This is a genomic window from Cohnella thermotolerans DSM 17683 (assembly GCF_000429825.1).
Lineage (GTDB): Bacteria > Bacillota > Bacilli > Paenibacillales > Paenibacillaceae > Cohnella > Cohnella thermotolerans.
Genome location: NZ_AUCP01000060.1, coordinates 1 through 20,518, shown reverse-complemented (window position 1 = coordinate 20,518; position 20,518 = coordinate 1). Strand labels below are relative to the sequence as shown.

Below are 20,518 nucleotides of genomic sequence, written 5' to 3'. Positions count from 1 at the left end.
CGTATACCTTCTTCTTTTCTTTTTACATGCAGCGAATTATCATAATACATATATTTTATTTCATTCAGAGGGAGAGGCGTGGCCATGGAGGAAGAGGTGCTGTGGCACTATCGTCCGCAATTGATTCATCATCATGTCTGGACGCGCAAGGAGCAATTTCTTCTGGCCGAAGATCTTTACGATCAATGGGTGGCCTTCGGCGTGGAAGAAGGAAGCTTTCACTATCGGATCGGTGAACAAGAAGGCATCGGCCAATTCGGTCAGCTGATCCTGTGTCCGCCGGGAACCCCTTTTATTCGCGAAACCCTGTCCCCCCTCTCGTTTCACTTTGTTCAGTTTGCCTTTATACACACGGGGCCGGATCACGACGGATCGCCCGAAACCGATATTCCCTGGGGGGCATTGGTCTTCAACGACGTCAAACGTCTGTCCAATACGTATGCCTGTATGCGCAGAGCGGCCGAGAATGTCTCGCCGCACAGCTTCGCATGGCGCTCCCATCTGCTGCAGGATTTGTGGTTTCAATTGTGCAGCGAACGCAGCCGGCTGACGGATGACGCTACTCTGCTGATTGGCGATGATCGAATGATGAACGAAGCCGCCAGACGCATTTACGACTTGGCCTTCACCAAGCTTTCCCTACGGCAGATCGCCTCCGATTGCGGGCTGAGTCCGGTTCAATTCACCCGCCGATTTCGGCAGGCTTTTCAAATCAAGCCTTCGGACTATCTGAAATCCATCAGATTGAGAAAAGCCCTTAGCTTGCTGACGGGCACCGACCAGACCTTGGAGGAGATCGCAAGCCAGTGCGGATTTGACAACGGCTTTTACCTGAGCAGAGTTTTCTCCGAGACGTATCACGTCAGCCCTTCCCGCTATCGTAAGACACATCGGGTTTGATCCTTCGGGATGGATTCGCCAGCGGATAGATAGTCCGTTTAAGTGTCTGTGAAACGATGAAACGATTCGACATGTCTTGGTAAAAAACTCCTATATGTATGCAATTTCATAGATTATTGTCCCTATCAATAATAAAAAGTGGACTAGTTCATTTGGCTATCTACCCAGTATGAATTACCTAAAAAAATAATGAGAACGTGTCGTTTATAGGAGGATTTTGGAGTTATATTTCGAATGTATTTTATAAACTTTACTAGAAGGGGAATTAAGTTATGGCTGATATCAGGTACTGTGAGCTATGCAACCGTAACGTGGAACCAACTAAAAAATTCAACTGGCTTGTTTTCATTTTCTTGTGTGGTCTCTTCTACTTGCTTTATTATCCGTTCAAATCAAAAAGATGCCCCATTTGCGGTACTACTCGCCTGTCTGCCCCTCGACCTTTGCAGTACTAAACGAATATGGCAGATAAGCAACTCGTTCCGAGCATTTGGTTTATCATATTCTCGCATCATCCATATTGCCAATTGAATCGAACTCTTCAAATAACTATCTTTAAAAAAAAGATAGTTTTATGCACACGCTGTACAGGTCAATACAGCATGATGTTTGTTTATTTATTCATAAGCATCTATTTTCCATTTAAAGAGCCTTTTTGGCTTGCATGTCTTCTCCCATTACCAGCTACACTGGATTGGCTCACACAAACCTTGCGATGGCGTGAATCGACAACGTTAATCCGGTTGCTTACTGGAGGACTATTCGGAGTTTGGCTTGCGATCGTCTTCAAGCATATTTATATTTGGGATTCTCACTTCCTTCTTTATAGTATGTATCAATGCATTGTGTTTATAGCAGGAACATTGCTCTCCCTACTTGCTAAGAAGGGCTCCATCGATGATTATTTGCTTCCTTATGAGACCTTTATTGACGAATATCAAGCCCAAAGACAGACAAACTAATGACCGCATTCCACAAAGCCGTTCCGTTGAGGACGGCTTTGCTGTCCTTAATTCATGGGATTACGCGGATTCAATTGTCCGGCAATAAGATCCGGGTTAACGATCATGTCATGCATCAATGGTCACAATTCCCGGCTTTGGCAGCTGCGTATGAATTCTAAAGCCTGCATGACGTATTCTTGTTGCGACAGCGGTAAAATCGGGGATTGCGTGCTCGATCTGCTCCGCAACCTGCGCGCAATCGAACCCTCTGACCTCCTTGGAACAGGGTTCGACCCCTCCTTTCATGCAACAAAGCCAGCCTCATTCGGCTGGCTTTGTTCATAGTGGAGGCGAAAATAAATCTATTCGATCTCCGTTGGCTGCTGCCCGCTCAGATATTGCAGCTCATTCCCCGAATGCCGGGCGTTGGGCTGCTACATCAGTCCGAGCGCTTGCATCTCCTCCTGCGTGAACACTCGCGAACGGGTCAGAAACCGTTTACCCTCGGGCCCCTCGAGCGAGAACATTCCGCCTCTGCCGGGCACAACATCAATAATAAGCTGGGTATATTTCCAGTACTCGTATTGCGCCTTGCTCATATAAAACGGCGCACCGCCAATCTCACCCATCAGTACGTCGCTGTCTCCCACCAGAAATTCGCCGAGCGGATAACACATCGGCGAACTGCCGTCGCAACAGCCCCCGGATTGATGGAACATGACCGGGCCATGCTTCGCTCGCACTGTGAGGATGAGCTCCAGCGCGGCGTCGGTCGCCACCACCCTGGGCACGGCAGGATCCTTCTCTCGCGTGCTCATGCTCCCCGCACCTTAGAAGAAGCCAAGCGCGTTCTGACTGTAGCTGACCAGCAAGTTTTTCGTTTGCTGATAATGGGCCAGCATCATTTTATGTGTAACCGCTAGAATATAGACATCAGAAATCGCTAGATAATAATGAACACTTTACGCTCCTTCCTCCCCTAACTATCATTCATCTTAGAATAATCATCATGGGTGAGGAAGAGTATGAAGCGCTTAGAAAGGTGGCATATGTTTTTCTCCATTCATCAGATGAAAGAGAAAGGATTAAGGATCTCACAAATTGCTAGAAAACTAAATGTTTCGAGGAACACGGTGTATAAGTACTTGAGCATGAATCCAGATGAATTCAAACAATTCATGGAAGGTATGGAGACCAGGAAAAAGAAATTAGACCCCTATGAGCAGCGAATCATTCAGTGGTTGAGGGAGTACCCCGACCTCTCTGCCGCTCAAATATGGGATTGGCTAAAAGAGCACCATCCAGACATTGAAGTTGGGGAAAGTACCGTGAGAAGCTATGTCCGGATGATGCGGAAGATGTACGGGATCCCAAAGAGGGTACAGCAAAGGCAGTATGAAGCCATTCCCGATCCTCCAATGGGTGAACAAATGCAGGTGGACTTCGGGGAGACGAAAATGAAGAACCTTCAAGGGAATCTAGTCAAGTGCTGGTTCATGACGTTCGTTCTCTCCCATTCCAGGCAGAAATTCGTTCATTGGCAAGATCGGCCATTTGTAACGAAGGATGTGATCGATGCTCATGAATTAGCTTTTGCATATTATGGCGGAATGACGAAAGAAATCGTTTATGATCAGGATCATCTGCTGCTCGTCAGTGAAAATTACGGGAATCTAATCCTGACCCACGAATTTGCGGTCTATGTGCGTCATCGAGGCTTTCATGTCCACATGTGCCGAAAACAAGACCCCGAGAGCAAAGGTCGCATCGAAAATGTCGTGAAATACGTCAAACGAAATTTTGCACGCCATCGGATCTTCATCAGCGTGGATAAGTTGAATGAGGACTGCTTGGCTTGGTTAGACCGGACAGGGAATGCGCTGATCCATCATACGACCAAAAAAATACCAGCCGAAGTGTTCGCCCTTGAGAAGCAACATCTTCGCCCGGTCCCAGAAAAAATGCAAACTCCTAGTACGAGTATAACAAGGACTGTGCGGAAGGACAACACCATTTGGTATGAAGGGAGTCGGTATTCCGTTCCCCTCGGGACGTATGATGGCACCTCGAAAGAAGTTGGGATCCGGGTCAATGAGTCCACGCTTCAAATCCACGATGTGGATACCGGTGAAATCATCGCTGAACATGAACGCTCACAGAGGCGGGGCCAGCTCATCCAGAACACGAATCACCGGCGAGATCGCCAGAAGGGCATTGCTGCTTACTTTGAAAGTGTGAGGAGACAGTTTCCTGATCCTGATCTGGCTTCATCTTATCTGGAAGAGATTCGCCGGCTGCATCCGCGGTATACCCGTGATCAGCTCCAACTCATTCAAAAAACGCTGGATCAGGCATTTCAAGAATCCGTGGATCAGGCTCTCCGTTACTGTGTGGCCAACCGATTATACAGAGCCGTGGATTTTGCTGATGCCGTGAACCACTTCTCAAATTCTTGCGAAAAAACGTCATCGGATCGAAGCCATGTTACACAGCTGAGCGGAGTGGATCCGGCCAAATGGAAAGCCAAGCCTCAAATTCGTGATGTGGAGATCTACCGGCGCATTTTGAGAGGAGGCTAAACATGAACGAGACCATAACACACCTGAAACAAAGCTTAAAAACACTCAACCTCACGGAAGCGGCCCAGATCATTGATGAAAGCTTAATGGAGGCTGAAGAACACCAATGGACATGCAGTGAGTTTTTGCAACGGCTGCTCCGTTATGAATTAGTCCGACGAGAAGAAAAGCAACTCGCCAGACGTTATAAATGGGCGTCCTTCCCTGAAGTGAAGACGCTGGATGAGTTTCGTTTGGAAGAACAACCATCCATAAGCAAACGCCAATTTCAGCAACTACGGGAACTTCTATGGCTTGAGCAGAATTACAATCTCATCTTGCTCGGGCCTCCCGGGGTAGGGAAAACGCACATCGCCATCGGATTGGGCGTAGAGGCATTACATAACGGCTGCAAAGTGAGCTTCGTGCCGATGGATGGCTTAATTCACTTACTGAAGACACAAGAGATTTCCCGATCGTCCCAGCATAAGCTCCGGCGTATTCATAACTCTGATCTGGTCATATTGGATGACTTGATGTTCATGGCCATGGACCGGAATGAAGCAAATTTGTTTTTTCAGTTTGTGAATAAGCTGTACGGTCAAACTTCAATCATCCTCACCTCAAACAAAGGGCCGGAGGATTGGGGTGAACTGTTGGGAGATCAGGCGATCACCACTGCGATCCTGGATCGGATCTTGCATAAGAGCGAGGTCATCCAATTAAGTGGCGACAGCTATCGTCTGAAGTACCGGCAGACTATTTTCGCAAGCTAAAACTGTTCAATATTACTTAGCAATAATTGTTCAAAAGGGCTTGACGGTTACATTTATGATTTTCGCGTCCGACGCCGGACATTTTGTAGCCGCCAAACGCAGCATGCGCAGGATAGGCGTGATAACAGTTCGTCCAGACGCGTCCGGCCTGGATTTGCCGACCTACACGATAAGCTGTATTCGTATCGCGCGTCCACACGCCGGCTCCAAGACCATAGAGCGTATCGTTCGCAATGGCCAGCGCTTCTTCCTGTGTCTTGAACGTGGTGACAGCTACGACCGGACCAAAAATTTCTTCCTGAAAGACGCGCATTTTGTTGTTGCCGAGAAGTACCGTCGGTTGAATGTAATACCCTTCGGAGAGATCGCCGCCCAGTTCGGCTTTGGCTCCGCCAGCCAGCACTTGCGCGCCTTCCTGCTTGCCGATGTCGATGTAGCTAAGGATTTTTTCCATCTGTTCGGTCGACACTTGCGCGCCGATCATCGTCGACGGGTCAAGCGGATTGCCTTGTTTAATAGCGGCAACGCGTTTCAGCGCACGTTCGATGAACTCATCGTAAATCGATTCCTGGATGAGCGCCCGGGACGGACACGTACACACTTCGCCCTGGTTCAGCGCGAACAACACGAAGCCCTCAATCGCTTTGTCCAGGAAAGCGTCATCTTCGCGAAGCACATCTTCAAAGAACAGGTTCGGCGATTTGCCGCCCAGTTCCAGGGTCACCGGGATCAAATTTTGCGAAGCATACTGCATGATCAAGCGGCCCGTGGTCGTCTCGCCGGTAAAGGCAATCTTCGCGATCCGGCTGTTGGAAGCGAGCGGCTTGCCGGCCTCGAGCCCGAATCCGTTCACGATGTTGACCACGCCGGGCGGCAGCAAGTCTTCGATCAGCTCCATTAACACCAGAATGGTGGACGGCGTCTGCTCCGCCGGCTTCAAAACGACGCAGTTTCCGGCGGCGAGCGCCGGCGCCAGCTTCCAGGTAGCCATCAAGAGCGGAAAATTCCACGGGATAATTTGTCCCACAACGCCGAGCGGCTCATGGAAATGGTACGCAACCGTATCCTCGTCTATAATGCTGAGCGATCCTTCTTGCGCCCGCACCGCCCCGGCGAAATAGCGGAAATGGTCAATCGCGAGCGGCAGATCGGCGTTCAGCGTCTCGCGGATCGGCTTGCCGTTCTCCCACGTCTCGGCGACGGCCAGCAATTCCAGATTGGCTTCAATGCGGTCGGCGATCTTGTTCAAAATATTGGCGCGCTCGGCCGGAGACGTGCGGCCCCAGGCATCTTTGGCTTCATGCGCGGCATCAAGCGCAAACTCGATGTCTTTCGCATTGGAACGGGGAATTTCGCAGAACACCCTGTTGTTCACCGGGGAAGCGTTTTCGAAATATTCCCCGTCAATCGGCGGAACCCACCTTCCTCCAATATAGTTCTCATACCGGTGTTTAAATACGACTTTCGATCCCGGTTGACCTGGTGACGCGTACACCATGAGAATGCCTCCTTCGTTTCTTAAAATAGTGCCAGTAGTCTTTGTCAGTTCCATAAATATGGCCCCGGACCGGCTTTCATGCCAGGAACATGGACAGAAGGAGCCGTCTCAAAAAGCCATCATTCGGCTTCTGAGGCGGCCCCTTATGACTGCGGGTACGATATTTACAGCATCCGATTCCTGACTAAATTTGCTGCCGAAGCCAATTCGTCGATGACAACCTTTACTGCCGAAGCTCGAGTTTATTGATATTCTTCCAAGGCTTGTTGTAAAGTTGCTTTGGTGTCAACCTTTTCAGTAAACAGGATCCCTAATTCGATACGGCAAGTACGACGACTTCTGCGAACGGGGCATCCACTTCATATCGAGGCTCAAAGACAACGCGTTCGTAGAAGAAATCGAAGCGTTCGACGAGCCACAAGGATCTGCCATTGTGCGCGATATGTTCGTCATCCTAGGCAAGGGCCCCAAGCGAATGAAGCATGCGCTTCGGATGATTGAAACGACGTCGATACCGCCGGTCAACTTCAAGCTGCAAAAATTCCAAAATAGAGGGAGGTACTGTAGCTTAACTTTTCGAAAAAAGTGTCTTGACAACGGGGTTCACTACATGACGTTCACGTAAGATCGATGCGGCCAGATTTCCATTCATAAAACCGTTTACAAATAGGGAAAGATGAGTTATAGTAAACCCATAATTTGCTGACATGTCGACAACACAGGAAGGATTTGAGTTTAATGGATTTTCCCTCCTCGTGGTTGCGGGACGACTCTCTCGGGGAGAAGATCGCTTCCGAGATCAGACTTCGCATTATCCGCGGCCAGATCAAACCCGGATCGACCCTGTCCGAGAATCAACTGGCGGCGGAATTCGGTACAAGCAGGGCGCCCGTCAGGGACGGAATGAAAGCGTTGTCGCAGGAGGGCCTCATTCGGTTGGACCGGAAGGGAGCCTTCGTGCTGGGCCTCACGGCCAAGGACTTCAAGGAGCTGTACGACATCCGCTTTCTGATCGAGAATTACACTTTGCAATGTCTGGCCGAGTCGGACAATGCCCGTCTGACGGAGACGCTTCATAAAATCGTCGACAAGATGGCGATGGCCGATAAGCACAACGACGCCGTCGAATTCGCTTATCAAGACCTGGTCTTTCACGAGACGATCATTGCGGAAGCGGACCATACCCGGATTCTCCATCTGTGGAACAGCATCCGCAGCCTCGTCCTGACGGCGCTGCTGGTCGCTACGGAACAGCGCTTCGCCCATCGCAAGCATGAAGTTCCGCAGCTGATCGAGAAGCACCGTTTATTGATCGCCGCTCTGGAGAGCAAAGACCGGGACTATATCGAGAAGGTCATTCGGGAGCATTTCGACGATACCCGCCAAACCGTCCAATCCAGCCTTAAACCGCAATAAGCGCTGCCCCTATGAGCGGGCCCGCTGAAGGCGAAGCGGAAGGCGTCTTTTTTTCATCTATGTTGTCGACAAGTCAACATGAATCCATCAAACAACACTTATTAGGGGGAAAAGGGTATGACAACTATGATGCGTGCAGGCTTATATCTCGAAGCCGAACAGGTGAAGATGGACCGAATTGACAAACCGGCCCCGCAGCCGGGAGAAGCGCTCATTAAAGTGTCGTTCGCCGGCATATGCGGCACAGACATGATGATCTACGCGGGCAAACATCCGCGAGCCAAAGCGCCTCTGGCCATGGGCCACGAATTCAGCGGGGTGATCGAGGAGATTAACGACCGCTCGGAATCCTTCTCGGCCGGCGACCGGGTCGTCGTCGAGCCGACGTTGAGCTGCGGCGAATGCGAGGCCTGCCGCGCCGGCGAATATCACGTATGCCGGACGTTGAAGCTGATCGGAATCGACAAGCACGGAGGCTTCGCCGAATACGTCGCCGTTCCGCTGCACCGGCTGCACCGCGTTCCGGACGCCTTGTCGGACGCTCACGCCGCCTTGACGGAGCCGGTCGCCGTAGCCGTTCACACCGTTCGCCGTTCCAATCTGAAAGTCGGGGACGATGTCGTCATTCTAGGTGCCGGTCCGATCGGGTTGCTCATCGGCATGGTGGCGAAGCAAGCGGGTGCCGGGCGGATCATCATCTCGGACATCAGCCCTTATCGGTTGGGGAAAGCGGCGCAGTTCGGCTTCACCGTGCTGGACGCCAAGACCGTGAACGTCACCGAAGAAGTGCTTCGGCTTACCGGCGGCGTCGGTGCGGACGTGGTATTCGAAGTCGCAGGCAACCAGATCACGGCGAAGCAGATGATCGAGACGATCAAAATTCAAGGGCAAATCGTCGTGGTCAGCGTCTACAAGCAAGCGCCCGCCGTCGACTTGGCAGCCATGCATTTCCGCGAAATTTCGCTGACGACGACCCGATGCTACTCCTCGGGCGACTTCGCCAAAGCGATCCGGATGATGGAGAGCGGCAGCCTGGATGTCTCCAGCCTGATCTCGCATGAGCTTCCGCTGGAGAAGATCGCCGAAGGTTTCGAATTGATGCACAATCCGGAAGCGTCGCTGAAGGTTTTGTTCCATCCTTAATTCTTAATCCAACAGGAGGTAGACGATTCATGGTTTTACAATCTTTTAGCCTGGAAGGCAAAATCGCCGCCATATCGGGCGCCACTCGCGGGATCGGCCGCGAAATGGCGCTGGCGCTGGCCGAAGCCGGGGCGGATGTCGCCCTTCTCCAGCGCTCGGCCGCGCAGACGGAGGTCAAGAAGCAGATCGAAAAGCTAGGGAGAAAGTGCGCCGTCATTCCTTGCGACATGAACGACATGGAGCAGGTCAAGGCCGCGGTTCCGACCGTCGTCTCCCGGTTCGGGGCCATCGACATTCTGGTGAACAACGCGGGCATTCAGCGCCGCTCCCCTTCCGTCGATTTTCCCGAAGACGACTGGGACGAAGTCATTCAAGTGAATTTGAAAACCGTATGGGTCCTGTGCCAGCAAGCGGGGCGCTTCATGGTACCGAGGGGCCGGGGCAAGATCATCAATACCGCTTCGCTGCTCTCCTACCAAGGGGGGATCACGGTTCCCGCCTATGCCGCGGCCAAGGGTGGCGTAGCGCAGCTGACGAAAGCGTTATCCAACGAGTGGGCCCGGCATCGTGTGAACGTGAACGCCATCGTACCGGGCTACATCGCCACGGATATGAACACGGCCTTGATGGAAGACCCGGTCCGCAGCAAGCAGATCCTCGACCGGATTCCGGCCGGCCGCTGGGGCAACCCGGAAGACTTCAAAGGCACCGTCGTCTTCCTGGCTTCGGACGCGTCGAACTATATTCACGGTCACTTGCTGGCGGTGGACGGCGGCTGGCTCGGCCGCTAAGCGGTTCAAAGGGCAAATTTAAACAACCAAAAATAAAGGGTGGGTGTAGCAATGACAACCCTATTCGGGCTTAGCCACAATGTCACACTGTTAATCTGGGCGCTCGTCGCCATCGTGCTGCTCATCGTTTTTATCGCCAAATTCAAGTGGAATCCGTTCGTCGTCCTGCTGCTGACGTCCGTCTTCCTGGGCTTGATTGTCGGAATGAAGCCCAACGACGTCGTCAAGTCCGTTCAGAACGGCTTCGGCGGCACGCTCGGAACGATCGCCATCGTCATCGGACTCGGCACGATGCTCGGCAAGATGATGGCCGAATCGGGAGGAGCCGAGCAGATCGCCAACACGATCATTGACAAATTCGGCGAGAAGCGCATTGCCTTCTCGATCCTGTTCGTCGCCATCATTATCGGGATTCCGGTCTTCTTCGAAGTCGGCGTCATCCTGCTCATTCCGATCCTGTACACGCTCGTTCGGAAAACGAATAAACCGATGCTCGCCATCGGCATCCCGCTTGTCACCGGACTGTCGGTCGCGCACGGTCTGATCCCTCCCCATCCGGCGCCGATGATCGCCATCGAAGCGTATCATGCGGATATCGGGAAGACGATTCTGTACTCCTTGCTGGTCGGGATTCCAAGCGCCATTCTCGCAGGGCCCGTTTTCGCCAAGTTCATTAGTAAGCGCATTCAGGTAGAGCCGCCCGCCGATCTGGTCGAGCAATTCGCCACCAAGGACGTCAAGAAGCTTCCCGGATTCGGCATCACCATCCTGACGATTCTGATGCCTGTCATACTCATGCTCATCGGCTCTGCCGCAAGCATCGTCAACCCGGAAGGGACGAACGGCTTCACTTTGTTCTGCAAATTTATCGGCAACGAAATTATCGCCTTGCTCATCGCAGCCGTCTTCGCTTTCTTCTCGCTCGGTTTTGCAAGGGGTTTCAGCAAAGAGGCGGTCTCCCGCTTCACGATGGAATGCCTTGCACCGACCGCCTCAATCATCCTCATTATCGGCGGCGGAGGCGCCTTCAAAGGCGTACTGATCGACAGCGGCGTCGGCAAGGCCATCGCTTCGATCGCCACGAACGCCAACTTGAATCTCGTCGTGTTCGCATTCCTGGTCGCCGCTCTCATTCGCGTTGCCACCGGCTCGTCCAGCGTTGCGATGACGACGGCCGCAGGCATTGTCACCCCGGTGCTCGCCCAGACGCCGGGAGCCAACGTTGAGCTGGTCGTCCTGGCGACAGGCGCGGGCTCGCTTATCCTGTCTCACGTGAACGATGCGGGCTTCTGGCTGGTGAAGGAGTTCCTGAACATGTCCGTCCCTCAGACCCTGAGGTCATGGACGGTGCTGGAGACCATCCTGTCCCTCTCGGCCTTCGTCCTCACGCTTGGCTTAAGCTTCGTCTTGTAACCGCATTCCGGCAGCCCGAGGAACCCCACGGGCTGCCGTTCTCATTTTCCCCATTGCAGCCTGGCTGTGAATCCGTCGATCAGCACTTTCAATCCGAATTGGAACCCCCGATCCCAATCCGGACTCGCGATGTAAGGAGCGACGGATCATGCGGGGGAAGCGGTCCTCCGGCAGGCGGGTGTAGAACCGGGCGACCTGGCAGCACGGAACGGGAACGGATCGAAGAGAAGAACGAGCGCCGCGAAGCAAGCCTCGAGAAGTAGATCAGAGACAAAGCGGGACACGAGGAAGAATCAGCCTGAATTGGACATCCGGCCCTTTAGCGGGGCTGGATGTTTAATTTTCGCGAAGACCGTCCCCAATAAAAAGGGCACCTTTGCGGATGCCCATCCCTACGCTTGCGAGACCGCCTTACTCCGTCACATTCAGAATCGTAATGAGACCGCCCATCTCGCCCATCGGGCCGCCCATGTTCATATCGCCGCCGTTCATCGTGTGGTCGAGAATATGGCAATGGAACATCCACTGGCCGACGGCATCCGCCCGCAAGGCGATATCCGCCGTCTCCCCGGGCCCGATGAGCACGGTGTTCATCGTCTCCACCGACCGAAGCGGACTGCCGTTGCGCGCGATCGACTGGAAGTCCATGCCGTGCAGATGCATCGTATGCACTTCCATCGTATCGATGTTGATGAGCCGAATCCGGACTGTCTCGCCCTTCTTGACGTTCATCGGCGGCGTATCCGGGTAGCTGACCCCGTTCATCGTGAAGTAATCTTCCTCTTCCTCCGCCGTCGTGTTCACATGGAAGCCCGAGAGCAGCATCGTGTAGTCGTGATCGTAGGCGGTCTGGGCCGTTAGGTCGCCCGAATCCGACGCCGGGACGAGAGGCGCCGCGGGATCGATGATAAAGGCGCCGTACATGCCGTTGCCCACCTGCGTCATATCGTCATAATGCGAATGATACATGAACGTCCCCGCGTGGCTGGCTGTAAATTCGTAGTCGAACGTACCGCCGGGCTGAACCGCTTGCTGCGTAAGTCCCGGAACCCCGTCCATCACGTTCGGAACCAAGATGCCGTGCCAATGGATGGTCGCCGGCTCCGGCAGCTTGTTAACGAAGTGGATGCGCACACGATCGCCTTCCTTCACCCGGATCGTAGGCCCCGGAACTTGGCCGTTGAACGTCCAGGCGGTGGTCATCACGCCCTCCACCGGCGCCCAATTGTGCAACTCGGCGGTCAGCGTGAATTCCTTCGTCCCGTCTGCCGCGATCGTCGGCGTCATGCCCTTGCCGTTCAGCACATTCTCCACTTGCGTGCGCTCCGCCGCGAACTGCTCTTTCGCTTCGGCGGTCAGGAACTCGATGCGGTGAAGGCCGGCGTCGAAGCGGTACGACAGATCGACTGCCTTCGCCAGGGAGTTCGCGACGACTGTCACGGCCCGGTTCATCGTCATCGGATCCACATCGGCGGGCAGCAGCTTCCCGTTCCAGACGACGGCGGTTCCCATGGCATCGTCGTACATGCTGTCCATGGACGGGTAGAGGCCGTCCCCGACGATGACCGCGTGATGCCGGGCGTCCCACTTGACCGGCAGGTTCAATGCTTCGGCGACATCGCGGACCTGGACGCGCAGCTCGCTCAGATCGCTGCTCTCGATCCCCGGGTTCGGCAGCAGCCGGCCGTCCACCGTTACCTGCAGTCCCGCGTCTTCACCCGCCTCGCCGGCATCGCCGGAAGCATCCATCGTCATCGCCTGTGCGTGTACCAATTCTGCCGTCGCAGAGGCGAGCAGCGCGCCGAACAGCGCCACCTTCCATTTCCTCCGACTCTTGCCGTTCATCCTTCAATCCTCTCCTTGAAGAGAGACCGCCCGGCGAACCGGGCGGCCTCTCGGCTGCGTTCAATGGGTTTCTAAAGGGGACCCGCTTCGGGATCCCTACGGTCTTACAGTTGCACGAATTGATTCCAGACGCTGGCCGAGAACATCACTTTGCCCTTCTCGAAGCGAGTGGCGACCGGAAGGCTGACGCCGGTTCCGTCGATCGTGGCGGTCTGCTCGCCGACGCGCAGGGTGAGCGTGTGCGAGCCCCGGGTGACGACCACTTCTTTGTTTTTCCCGTGCCAATCGACTTTAGCTCCGCTGGCTTCCGCCGTCGTACGCAGCGAGATCACCGATGCGTCGGCGGACATCTGTCCGCCGACGGTTACCGGAGCGTCGGCCGCAAGCTGCTCTTGGCTCGGAATGCCGGAGATGTAGCCGACGACACCCGATTTGCGGTTGTTAAAGTTCAAGTTAATGTTGTTCAGCACTTCGGTCTTGAGTGGGTCCGGAACGATCATCTCGTCGCCCGGATGCTGCAAGTTGCTCATGACGTAGCTGAAGCCGTTGAGATCGTCGACCACCTGCAGGCCCGTCGCTTCCGCGCCGGACGGCGTGCTCAGAATCCGGGAGAGCTTATGCGTGTCGATGTTGTATGCCCACACGTAGTTGTTGGCGTGAAGACCGCTGTCCTCGCCGATGAACAGGGTGCGCAACTGCTCGGAGTAACTTAGGTTGTCCGGGTTCGCAACCTTGTCGTCCGCAGCCTTATTGCCTTTGGCGTCCGGCGTGGACAGGTCTTCGCCCCACACAAGTCCCTTCATCGTCTGCGGCACATAGTCGCTCGCGATCGCTTCTCCGGCCTTATCCTTCTGGCCGCCGACAAGCGCCAGTTCGTACGTCACGCCGGCGGAAATTTTGTTCACCTGAATGTCGTCGACCGGATCGGTGCCCTTGTCGTCCTTGAGCATCGCTTTCTCGACGTAGGACATCGCGATGTACGCTTTCTTGTCCTTGGCGTTCACCGTAACGCCTTCCATCTTGTTGAACTCCGAAGTCGCGCCGAGCATCGCGGCGTAGCGGCGGGACTCCAGGAATGCGGCCGCCTTCTCCATGCCGGGCTTCAGCTTCAAATATTCGACGTTGCCGCTGGGATACGTCTTGATTGCCGTGAAGCCTTCGGCCGGCTTCTCCGACTTCTCGAAGATGTCGCTGAACTTCAAGCCTTTGTCGATCTCGCTGCGCACTTCGCTGTCCGTAGCGTGGCCGAGCTTGATCCACTGCAGGTTCGCCGAACCGCCGTTCTCCGCACTCGTCTGAATCCACTTCGCCGCATACAGCGTACCGGACGACAGATCCTGCGCCTTGTCGGCTACATACATGAACAGCATCGTATTGCCGCCATCGTCGCCGAAGTAGACGGTCTTGGCGTCCGGAGCGACCTTCGCCAGCTCGTGGGAGAAGCGGCCCAGGCTGTAATGCTTCGCTACGCTGGCCTTGTTGTTCTTGTCCACCGATACTTCAACGATGTAGTTGTAATCGTAGGGGTTGCCTTTCTTCGTCGTATCTTGATAATAGCTTTGAACGAACGGACCTACGTACGTTTGCGTCGGATCTGCTTCATAAGCCCTAGCGTCCGCTTCGTATTCTTCGCTGCCGAGGTGCGTGTTCCACGGAGTCAGCGAGCCGTTGCAAGGAATCCACAGTCCGTCCACCCCGGAGAAGTCGATCTTCTGGAGTTCTACGGGAGTCAGTTCGCCCGTGGTCTTGTTCTGGTCGATCTTCGTCAGACTCATGCTCGCCGGCACGAGTCCGTAGGCGGACTTGCCTGCGTTGTTAGAGGTAATATATTCGTAATGCGTAACGAGCGACAACGGATTGCCGCCCAGCGACGTCGGGCTCATGCCCGGCACCTGGAACAGGCTGTTGGAGTCCGGCGAATCGGAGACGAACGGCACGGGGCTGTTCGGAACGCTCGTGTCCATGATCGGGTTGCCCTTGGCGTCGACGGATACGCCGGCGATCGTGCCGCCGACCGAGTCGGTCGATTTGAACAGCTGCTTGTACGTGAGCGGAAAAGTCTTGACGGTGTTGTCGCTGTACGTGACCTTGACAGAAGCGCCGGTGTAGACTTGCGCCATCTGCTGGGCGTTCACCGGAGCAGACATGCCGACGAATTCGATCGATTTTACAGTGGCATGAGCGGGGGCCGCCTGTGCCGGCATTGCTGCGGGAAGCGCGAGCGCCAGTCCGAGCACCGGAGCTGCCCAAGTTTTGATCCGTTTGCGTGTCATCCAAATCCCTACCCCTTCTAATGAACGGTAATAAAGACAAATTCATCATAGTACTGGTTTGTTTTTCGAACGTTAACGCTGTATTCATATTCTTGTAAAATCGGAGTTAAACGGGGGATAGGAATAAATTGGATGTGAAAATACGGTCTTGAAGTGCATTCGAGGGGAAGGGGCATAAATGGGAAGCGAAATCCGCTTATGTGAACCCGAAGTTCTGCCAGCGGATTCCGGCGATGGAACAAGACCGGCAGGCCGCTTGCCTTCCAGTCTTGTTCGTATTTATCGGCTTCTGAAGACCTCAATCAGGCTCGTGAAGCTGTCGCCGACACGGCCTTGGTCAGTGCCTCGCCTGAAGAGTCCAAGACGATGTCCGGCAAACCCGTATCATAGGTGGAAGACTCGGGTCTGCCGATACCGGAAGGAGGAACCTGCCCCCCTCCGGTAAGAAGACGCGCTCCGCGGTCGGTCGGCCACTTCGCGGCCTCATGGACTTTCTCCGGGGTATCCGAACTAAGGTTGACGAGAACCTTGCCGTTCAAGCTCCCCGAAGCCGATTGGAGAATGGCGTTCATCGCGTCGTAGTTTGTAAGGCTGAGAATTGCCAGTTCGTTGGCGGCTAACACCTCGGCGACCGTAGGTCTATTCCATGGGGCCAGGAGAACACTCTCATAAAGACAGCCCAAGGTCGTAAACACCGACTGGTTGTTTGGATAGTAAACAAGCGCCGCCGAGCTCTCCCGCGCTTTAGGAAATCAACGAAAGTCTCTTTGCCTGAAGGAAGTCCGCAGTGCTTCGACCACAATCTTCCGCCTTTGGCGCATGATAAACGCGGCGTTTGCGCGGTTTTCCTTTTCGGATCGAATCCGAAAATCTTTTTTCATGCAAAAGCCCCGGCAATCCGGGGCTTTTGCAAATACTTGGCGGTTAGCGTCAAGACTGAGGGACGGGCGTAAGCAGTTTGTTCAACGTTTCGCGGATGAACGCCGGTTCGTCGGCCGGCATCCGCGACGAAACGTAGTTGCGGTCGACGACCACTTCCTGATCGACGTAGTTGGCGCCCGCATTGATCAGATCATCCTTCAGCGGGGGGTAACACGTCAGGGTCTTGCCTTTGGCAAGACCCGCGCTGATCAGGATCTGAGGCCCGTGACAAATCGCCGAAATCAGTTTGCCCTGACTGTCCATGTCTTTGACGAACTTTAAGATCTGCTTGTTGAGACGCAGATTTTCCGGTGACGATCCGCCCGGAATGACGACCGCGTCAAACTGGTCCGCCTTCACTTCGTCAATGGAAGCATCGGTCGTATACGTTGCCTGCTTGTTCTTGCCTGTCAGTTTTTCACCTTTTTTCAGCCCGATAATGACCGTTTGGTGGCCGGCCGCTTTGATTGCATCGTAAGGTTTTTGCATTTCCGAATCTTCAAAGTCGTTGGCCAGCAGAAAAGCAACTTTCTTCATAGCTGTTTCACTCCTTGTTTGAATGGATATCGTTATGTTGCCCTTATTGAGGTTCCCGCAAACAAGAGGATTCCGGATCGCTTACCATCATTTCAAGTTATGCACAGTTTATTCGAATTCTGTGTCAGTGCCCGGTTGATCGCCTCGTCCGCAGTAAAAGCATCGCCGCCGCAACAGAAGCGAATGCGGCTGGAGTCGCGTAGCCGATGCTTTGCCATCGGAGCGTCTTCAAGTCCGCCAGAATGACCGCGTTTCGCCGACACCGAAGGTTGTAATAAATGCCCCGACACCTTTCACCCGGGCGTATCCGTCTGCAGCATAACCGCGGTGATAAGTGGTCAAGAAAATTTCTCCTTAATGAAGTTAAGGGTTCACCCTCTTTTTCGGGGCCTAATTCGCGTAAAGATACGATTTGACGTCTTTCCCGACAAAGGCTTTCCAAATGACCATGTTGTACGGATAGTCCCAATTGATTTCGTCCTCGGGTGCAAACATCTCGTGAAGCCGATTGTTGTTAAAAATAATGTACCCCTTTTGATCGAATGCCACCCCGTCTACCCACAACATCCGGTCGTCCGCCACGAAACGGCGGAATTGATTGCTCACAGGACTATAGATGCCGACTCCCTGCCCTTCCAACATGGTGTAGAAAACATTTCCTTTATTGTCCGCGTGCATCCCGTCGGTGTTTGTCCCCTTGCTGCCGATCGCCTGAACGGCGCCATTAATCTTTTCCAACGGCGTATTAAAATTTCTTAGCAGCGCCGTATCGATCGCATATAAATTACGGCCGGTCACCGGGCAGTAGTACAAGGTTGAGCGGTCTGCGGACAAGGCAATGCCATCGGCGCCTATTTTGAGAGGCCTGTCCTTAAACACCGGTTTTCCCATAATGGAGAAAACAAACCCGGGAAAATCCTGCGTGCTGTCATGACGGTCGAGCACGCGTCTGAAGGTTTTCGTCTTCATATTGTAGACAATGATTCCGCCGACCACGCGGCCTGTCCAACCCTCGCCATTTCCGGAATCGGTGATATAGACAAAACCGTGTTTATTGTCCACAACCAGGTCATTTAAAAAGGAAGTTCGATAGGATGCGATCTCGTTCGGAATGGGAATCGAGTCGATCAATTTATTGGTGTTCAAATCCCATATTACCAGCTTCTGCGAGCCTTCCGGAGAGGGAGAGTAAGCGATTTTTCCCTGGTCCAGCAGCCACATCCGGTTCCGTTCGTCGATTTCATATCCCAGGACGGATTGGAGAAATTTAGGGTTTCCCGCCTGGTTCCATTCCCAGCTTGGAAAAGCTTCCAACAGCGGTTTTCCGTTTCTGATGACAATCCGATTCATGGTGGCGGGAATGCCCTGGGCCCAACGGGGAACCGAAACGTAATAGTTGCCTTGTTGATCGACCTTGACCCCGGCAGGCATAGCCTTTTTCCAATATTGATTGGCCTCAAATTGCTGCTTCATCTTTGCGTCCGGAAAATTCCAGTCCAAACGGTTCCAATGGTACACCATTTGATATCGACCTATTTGGGTAGGCATGGATTGTTCCTTTTTTTGAACGAAGGTTCCCTGATTTTCCCATTGAAGTGCACCTGAAGCCTGCTGATTGACGGGATGAGCGGTCGCGGCGTATGGATTGCCGATGTACGCGCAAAGCATCGCAAACAGCATCAGAAATGGCGTTTTGGCACGAAATCTCACGATGTATTCGAACCCCCTGTAATTTATTGCACCCTGGTTTTGTCCCACAGGTGTTATCAATTAGGTAAGATTCCCATTGTATATTTGGATTATTCAGCTTGAAGATCGTTGCATAAACTGTGGATAAAGATTGACATCCATGGGCAGGCACCCAATGTTCCTATTCACCATACTTTATGGTTATAACACATGGAAGAGGTGAAGATGATGGCTGTTGTGAAAGCCAGAGAAAGCGATGTTGCACTTTTGGCCAGGCTGCTTCGGGCCGAGGCGGAGGGTGAAGGAGAGTATGGTATGCTGCTCGTCGGCAATGTGGGCATTAACCGGGTAAGAGCGAATTGTCTTGATTTTATAGGAATACGCACCATTCCACAAATGATATTTCAGCCGCATGCTTTTGAAGCCGTTTTACATGGTTATTTTTATCAAAGTGCGAGGGAACAGGAAAAACGCCTGGCACGCAGGTGCATTAACGGAGAAAGGCACTGGCCCGCAAAATTCAGTTTGTGGTATTTTCGGCCGGAAGGCGACTGTCCTCCGACGTGGTACGATCAGCCTCTCGCAGGACGATATAAGCTTCATTGCTTTTATCAACCAACACCGGAAACTTGCGAAAACGTTTATAATACATTTTAATCTTGAAGCAAGCCCAACAGCGGCGGCGGAGCAACATTCATCAAACCCGCTGTCGCAAGCCGCAAGCGGGAATCCTGTGGCAGATCGACGCCAGCCCTTACGCCTTGAACTCACGCTGCATGGCGCGCTCGATGACGCCACCGGGACCGTCGGTGGCACCGTCTTTTACCCGACGGAAAAACGGGAAGGCATTTCTCTGTCATGCAGCAGACTATTGAGCAATACGGCTGCCCCTCGGTCTTTACAGCGACCGCCACACCATCTTCCGTTCGCCCAAAGAAACCTGGACATTGGAGCAGGAATGGGTTGGAGAACCAAAGCCGTTGTCGCATTTCGGCAAAGCGATGGCCGAACTCGGGATCACTCACATCAAAGCCTTGACTCCCCAAGCCAAAGGACGCATTGAACGACTGTGGGGCACCTTGCAAGAACGGCTGGTCTTTGAACTGCGGTTATGTGTGCGTACGCTGGAAGAGGCCAATCGGGCGTTGACGAAACTGATTCAAAATCACAATCAAAACAATCGGTCAATTCCAAGCGACTGGAGTTGTTTCTGCAGCGTATTGGACATGAGCTAGGCTATCTCATCTTCGATGACACGGGCATTCCGAAAAAGGGAAGCGGGTCAGTTGGCGTTGCCCGTCAGTACTCGGGAACGCTCGGGAAGTAAGTTATGATGAACGTAAGACAGCTCCGTATTTGCTTCGAATCGTAGGTTAAAATGGAAAGTAGGAAACCCACCATTTCAGAGCTACAAAGCAAAAGGAGCTGTCAGTAATGCAGTTTACCACAAAATTCGTTGGTTTAGAAGTCCGGTGAATTAAGTCAGTTCTTGCCGTCTAACCGGCGTGCAAAATGAGAAGAACAACCCAGCGAGCGCTGGAACTAGCAGGCCTGACACTACCTCCGTTATCACGGATTTCGGTTTTTCGCATGCCGAAATACCGGTTTGAGGTCGTTTTTTCTTAAACCGGCATAGTTTTTTCAGATTCTGAACCGTTGCCGTAAGTATCGCCTGTTCCTGCATGCAGTCCAACCCACGGCTCCGAGCTCGATCCAAGCCATGTACGACTTTGCTTTCGGCAAACACATGCTCACAACGAGCGCGCAACTTTTGCAAATGACGATAGGAACCATTCAACTGAATTTGTCTGGCT

At 53.4% G+C, this 20,518-nt stretch carries 16 protein-coding genes and 4 pseudogenes; 11 read left to right on the top strand and 9 right to left on the bottom strand.

Annotated elements, in window-relative coordinates:
- Window positions 1–84 precede the first annotated feature (84 nt).
- Complete coding sequence (locus G485_RS0112820) at window positions 85–900, top strand: AraC family transcriptional regulator (RefSeq protein ID WP_027092894.1); 816 nt, start codon at window positions 85–87, stop codon at window positions 898–900.
- Window positions 901–1,361: 461 nt separating this feature from the next.
- Window positions 1,362–1,862 (top strand): DUF2085 domain-containing protein, encoded by a 501-nt coding sequence (locus G485_RS31500; protein WP_084423287.1) that lies wholly within the window; start codon window positions 1,362–1,364, stop codon window positions 1,860–1,862.
- 416 nt (window positions 1,863–2,278) lie between these two features.
- Here the strand turns inward: G485_RS31500 and G485_RS0112815 are convergent, their stop codons facing one another.
- Entirely contained in the window at window positions 2,279–2,662 is a 384-nt protein-coding gene (locus G485_RS0112815; RefSeq protein WP_027092893.1) for a DUF779 domain-containing protein, read from the bottom strand.
- A gap of 12 nt (window positions 2,663–2,674) precedes the next feature.
- Window positions 2,675–2,758, bottom strand: a pseudogene (locus tag G485_RS31495) (aldehyde dehydrogenase family protein); the annotation flags it as partial.
- Between the two features lie 111 nt (window positions 2,759–2,869).
- Between G485_RS31495 and istA the strand changes: the two are divergent.
- Window positions 2,870–4,423: an IS21 family transposase gene (istA, locus tag G485_RS0112810; protein ID WP_035156031.1), complete on the top strand. Its 1,554-nt coding sequence runs from the start codon at window positions 2,870–2,872 to the stop codon at window positions 4,421–4,423.
- A gap of 2 nt (window positions 4,424–4,425) precedes the next feature.
- Window positions 4,426–5,178 carry an IS21-like element helper ATPase IstB gene (istB, locus tag G485_RS0112805; RefSeq protein ID WP_027092891.1) on the top strand — a complete coding sequence of 251 codons (753 nt, stop codon included), beginning with the start codon at window positions 4,426–4,428 and terminating at the stop codon, window positions 5,176–5,178.
- A gap of 16 nt (window positions 5,179–5,194) precedes the next feature.
- Here the strand turns inward: istB and adh are convergent, their stop codons facing one another.
- A complete protein-coding gene (gene adh, locus G485_RS26325) occupies window positions 5,195–6,676 on the bottom strand; it encodes an aldehyde dehydrogenase (protein ID WP_051318242.1) in 1,482 nt (493 codons plus the stop codon).
- A 738-nt stretch (window positions 6,677–7,414) separates the two neighbouring features.
- Here adh and G485_RS0112790 point away from each other — a divergent pair.
- The 4 genes from G485_RS0112790 to G485_RS0112775 all read left to right on the top strand — a co-directional run bounded on the left by G485_RS0112790 (window position 7,415) and on the right by G485_RS0112775 (window position 11,439).
- Window positions 7,415–8,092 carry a GntR family transcriptional regulator gene (locus G485_RS0112790; protein ID WP_027092889.1) on the top strand — a complete coding sequence of 226 codons (678 nt, stop codon included), beginning with the start codon at window positions 7,415–7,417 and terminating at the stop codon, window positions 8,090–8,092.
- Window positions 8,093–8,209: 117 nt separating this feature from the next.
- Complete coding sequence (locus G485_RS0112785) at window positions 8,210–9,235, top strand: zinc-dependent alcohol dehydrogenase (RefSeq protein WP_240489139.1); 1,026 nt, start codon at window positions 8,210–8,212, stop codon at window positions 9,233–9,235.
- Between the two features lie 29 nt (window positions 9,236–9,264).
- Window positions 9,265–10,026 (top strand): SDR family oxidoreductase, encoded by a 762-nt coding sequence (locus tag G485_RS0112780; protein ID WP_027092887.1) that lies wholly within the window; start codon window positions 9,265–9,267, stop codon window positions 10,024–10,026.
- A gap of 51 nt (window positions 10,027–10,077) precedes the next feature.
- A complete protein-coding gene (locus G485_RS0112775) occupies window positions 10,078–11,439 on the top strand; it encodes a GntT/GntP/DsdX family permease (RefSeq protein WP_027092886.1) in 1,362 nt (453 codons plus the stop codon).
- 411 nt (window positions 11,440–11,850) lie between these two features.
- On the opposite strand, the gene G485_RS28410 is transcribed toward G485_RS0112775, so the two are convergent.
- The 5 genes and pseudogenes from G485_RS28410 to G485_RS0112750 all read right to left on the bottom strand — a co-directional run bounded on the left by G485_RS28410 (window position 11,851) and on the right by G485_RS0112750 (window position 18,563).
- Window positions 11,851–13,284 carry a multicopper oxidase family protein gene (locus G485_RS28410; RefSeq protein ID WP_051318241.1) on the bottom strand — a complete coding sequence of 478 codons (1,434 nt, stop codon included), beginning with the start codon at window positions 13,282–13,284 and terminating at the stop codon, window positions 11,851–11,853.
- A gap of 104 nt (window positions 13,285–13,388) precedes the next feature.
- Window positions 13,389–15,557, bottom strand: coding sequence for an alkaline phosphatase PhoX (locus G485_RS26315; RefSeq protein ID WP_084423286.1), 2,169 nt, complete (start codon window positions 15,555–15,557; stop codon window positions 13,389–13,391).
- Between the two features lie 338 nt (window positions 15,558–15,895).
- Window positions 15,896–16,192 (bottom strand): annotated as a pseudogene (locus G485_RS31635) (NAD(P)-dependent oxidoreductase); the annotation flags it as partial.
- Between the two features lie 295 nt (window positions 16,193–16,487).
- Window positions 16,488–17,015, bottom strand: a complete 528-nt coding sequence (locus tag G485_RS0112755; RefSeq protein WP_027092884.1) for a type 1 glutamine amidotransferase domain-containing protein — start codon at window positions 17,013–17,015, stop codon at window positions 16,488–16,490.
- Between the two features lie 390 nt (window positions 17,016–17,405).
- Entirely contained in the window at window positions 17,406–18,563 is a 1,158-nt protein-coding gene (locus G485_RS0112750) for an L-dopachrome tautomerase-related protein (RefSeq protein WP_156922321.1), read from the bottom strand.
- Between the two features lie 369 nt (window positions 18,564–18,932).
- Between G485_RS0112750 and G485_RS0112745 the strand changes: the two genes are divergently transcribed.
- From G485_RS0112745 to G485_RS29930, 3 genes and pseudogenes are all read left to right on the top strand, one after another.
- The gene (locus G485_RS0112745) at window positions 18,933–19,361 is read left to right on the top strand and encodes a cell wall hydrolase (RefSeq protein WP_027092882.1); all 429 of its coding nucleotides are present in this window, start codon (window positions 18,933–18,935) and stop codon (window positions 19,359–19,361) included.
- A 2-nt stretch (window positions 19,362–19,363) separates the two neighbouring features.
- Window positions 19,364–19,879: pseudogene (locus tag G485_RS31630) on the top strand (transposase family protein); the annotation flags it as partial.
- 62 nt (window positions 19,880–19,941) lie between these two features.
- Window positions 19,942–20,028, top strand: a pseudogene (locus tag G485_RS29930) (transposase); the annotation flags it as partial.
- 153 nt (window positions 20,029–20,181) lie between these two features.
- Here the strand turns inward: G485_RS29930 and G485_RS29080 are convergent.
- Window positions 20,182–20,518 (bottom strand): transposase (locus G485_RS29080; protein ID WP_205620148.1); only part of this gene is annotated, 337 nt, incomplete at its 5' end.

What these genes read in the sequence shown, in the direction of transcription:
- G485_RS0112820 (WP_027092894.1), top strand. Translation starts at nt 85, where the DNA reads ATGGAGGAAGAGGTGCTGTGGCACTATCGTCCGCAATTGATTCATCAT.
- G485_RS31500 (WP_084423287.1), top strand. Translation starts at nt 1,362, where the DNA reads ATGGCAGATAAGCAACTCGTTCCGAGCATTTGGTTTATCATATTCTCG.
- G485_RS0112815 (WP_027092893.1), bottom strand. Translation starts at nt 2,662, where the DNA reads ATGAGCACGCGAGAGAAGGATCCTGCCGTGCCCAGGGTGGTGGCGACC.
- istA (WP_035156031.1), top strand. Translation starts at nt 2,870, where the DNA reads ATGAAGCGCTTAGAAAGGTGGCATATGTTTTTCTCCATTCATCAGATG.
- istB (WP_027092891.1), top strand. Translation starts at nt 4,426, where the DNA reads ATGAACGAGACCATAACACACCTGAAACAAAGCTTAAAAACACTCAAC.
- adh (WP_051318242.1), bottom strand. Translation starts at nt 6,676, where the DNA reads ATGGTGTACGCGTCACCAGGTCAACCGGGATCGAAAGTCGTATTTAAA.
- G485_RS0112790 (WP_027092889.1), top strand. Translation starts at nt 7,415, where the DNA reads ATGGATTTTCCCTCCTCGTGGTTGCGGGACGACTCTCTCGGGGAGAAG.
- G485_RS0112785 (WP_240489139.1), top strand. Translation starts at nt 8,210, where the DNA reads ATGACAACTATGATGCGTGCAGGCTTATATCTCGAAGCCGAACAGGTG.
- G485_RS0112780 (WP_027092887.1), top strand. Translation starts at nt 9,265, where the DNA reads ATGGTTTTACAATCTTTTAGCCTGGAAGGCAAAATCGCCGCCATATCG.
- G485_RS0112775 (WP_027092886.1), top strand. Translation starts at nt 10,078, where the DNA reads ATGACAACCCTATTCGGGCTTAGCCACAATGTCACACTGTTAATCTGG.
- G485_RS28410 (WP_051318241.1), bottom strand. Translation starts at nt 13,284, where the DNA reads ATGAACGGCAAGAGTCGGAGGAAATGGAAGGTGGCGCTGTTCGGCGCG.
- G485_RS26315 (WP_084423286.1), bottom strand. Translation starts at nt 15,557, where the DNA reads ATGACACGCAAACGGATCAAAACTTGGGCAGCTCCGGTGCTCGGACTG.
- G485_RS0112755 (WP_027092884.1), bottom strand. Translation starts at nt 17,015, where the DNA reads ATGAAGAAAGTTGCTTTTCTGCTGGCCAACGACTTTGAAGATTCGGAA.
- G485_RS0112750 (WP_156922321.1), bottom strand. Translation starts at nt 18,563, where the DNA reads ATGCCTACCCAAATAGGTCGATATCAAATGGTGTACCATTGGAACCGT.
- G485_RS0112745 (WP_027092882.1), top strand. Translation starts at nt 18,933, where the DNA reads ATGGCTGTTGTGAAAGCCAGAGAAAGCGATGTTGCACTTTTGGCCAGG.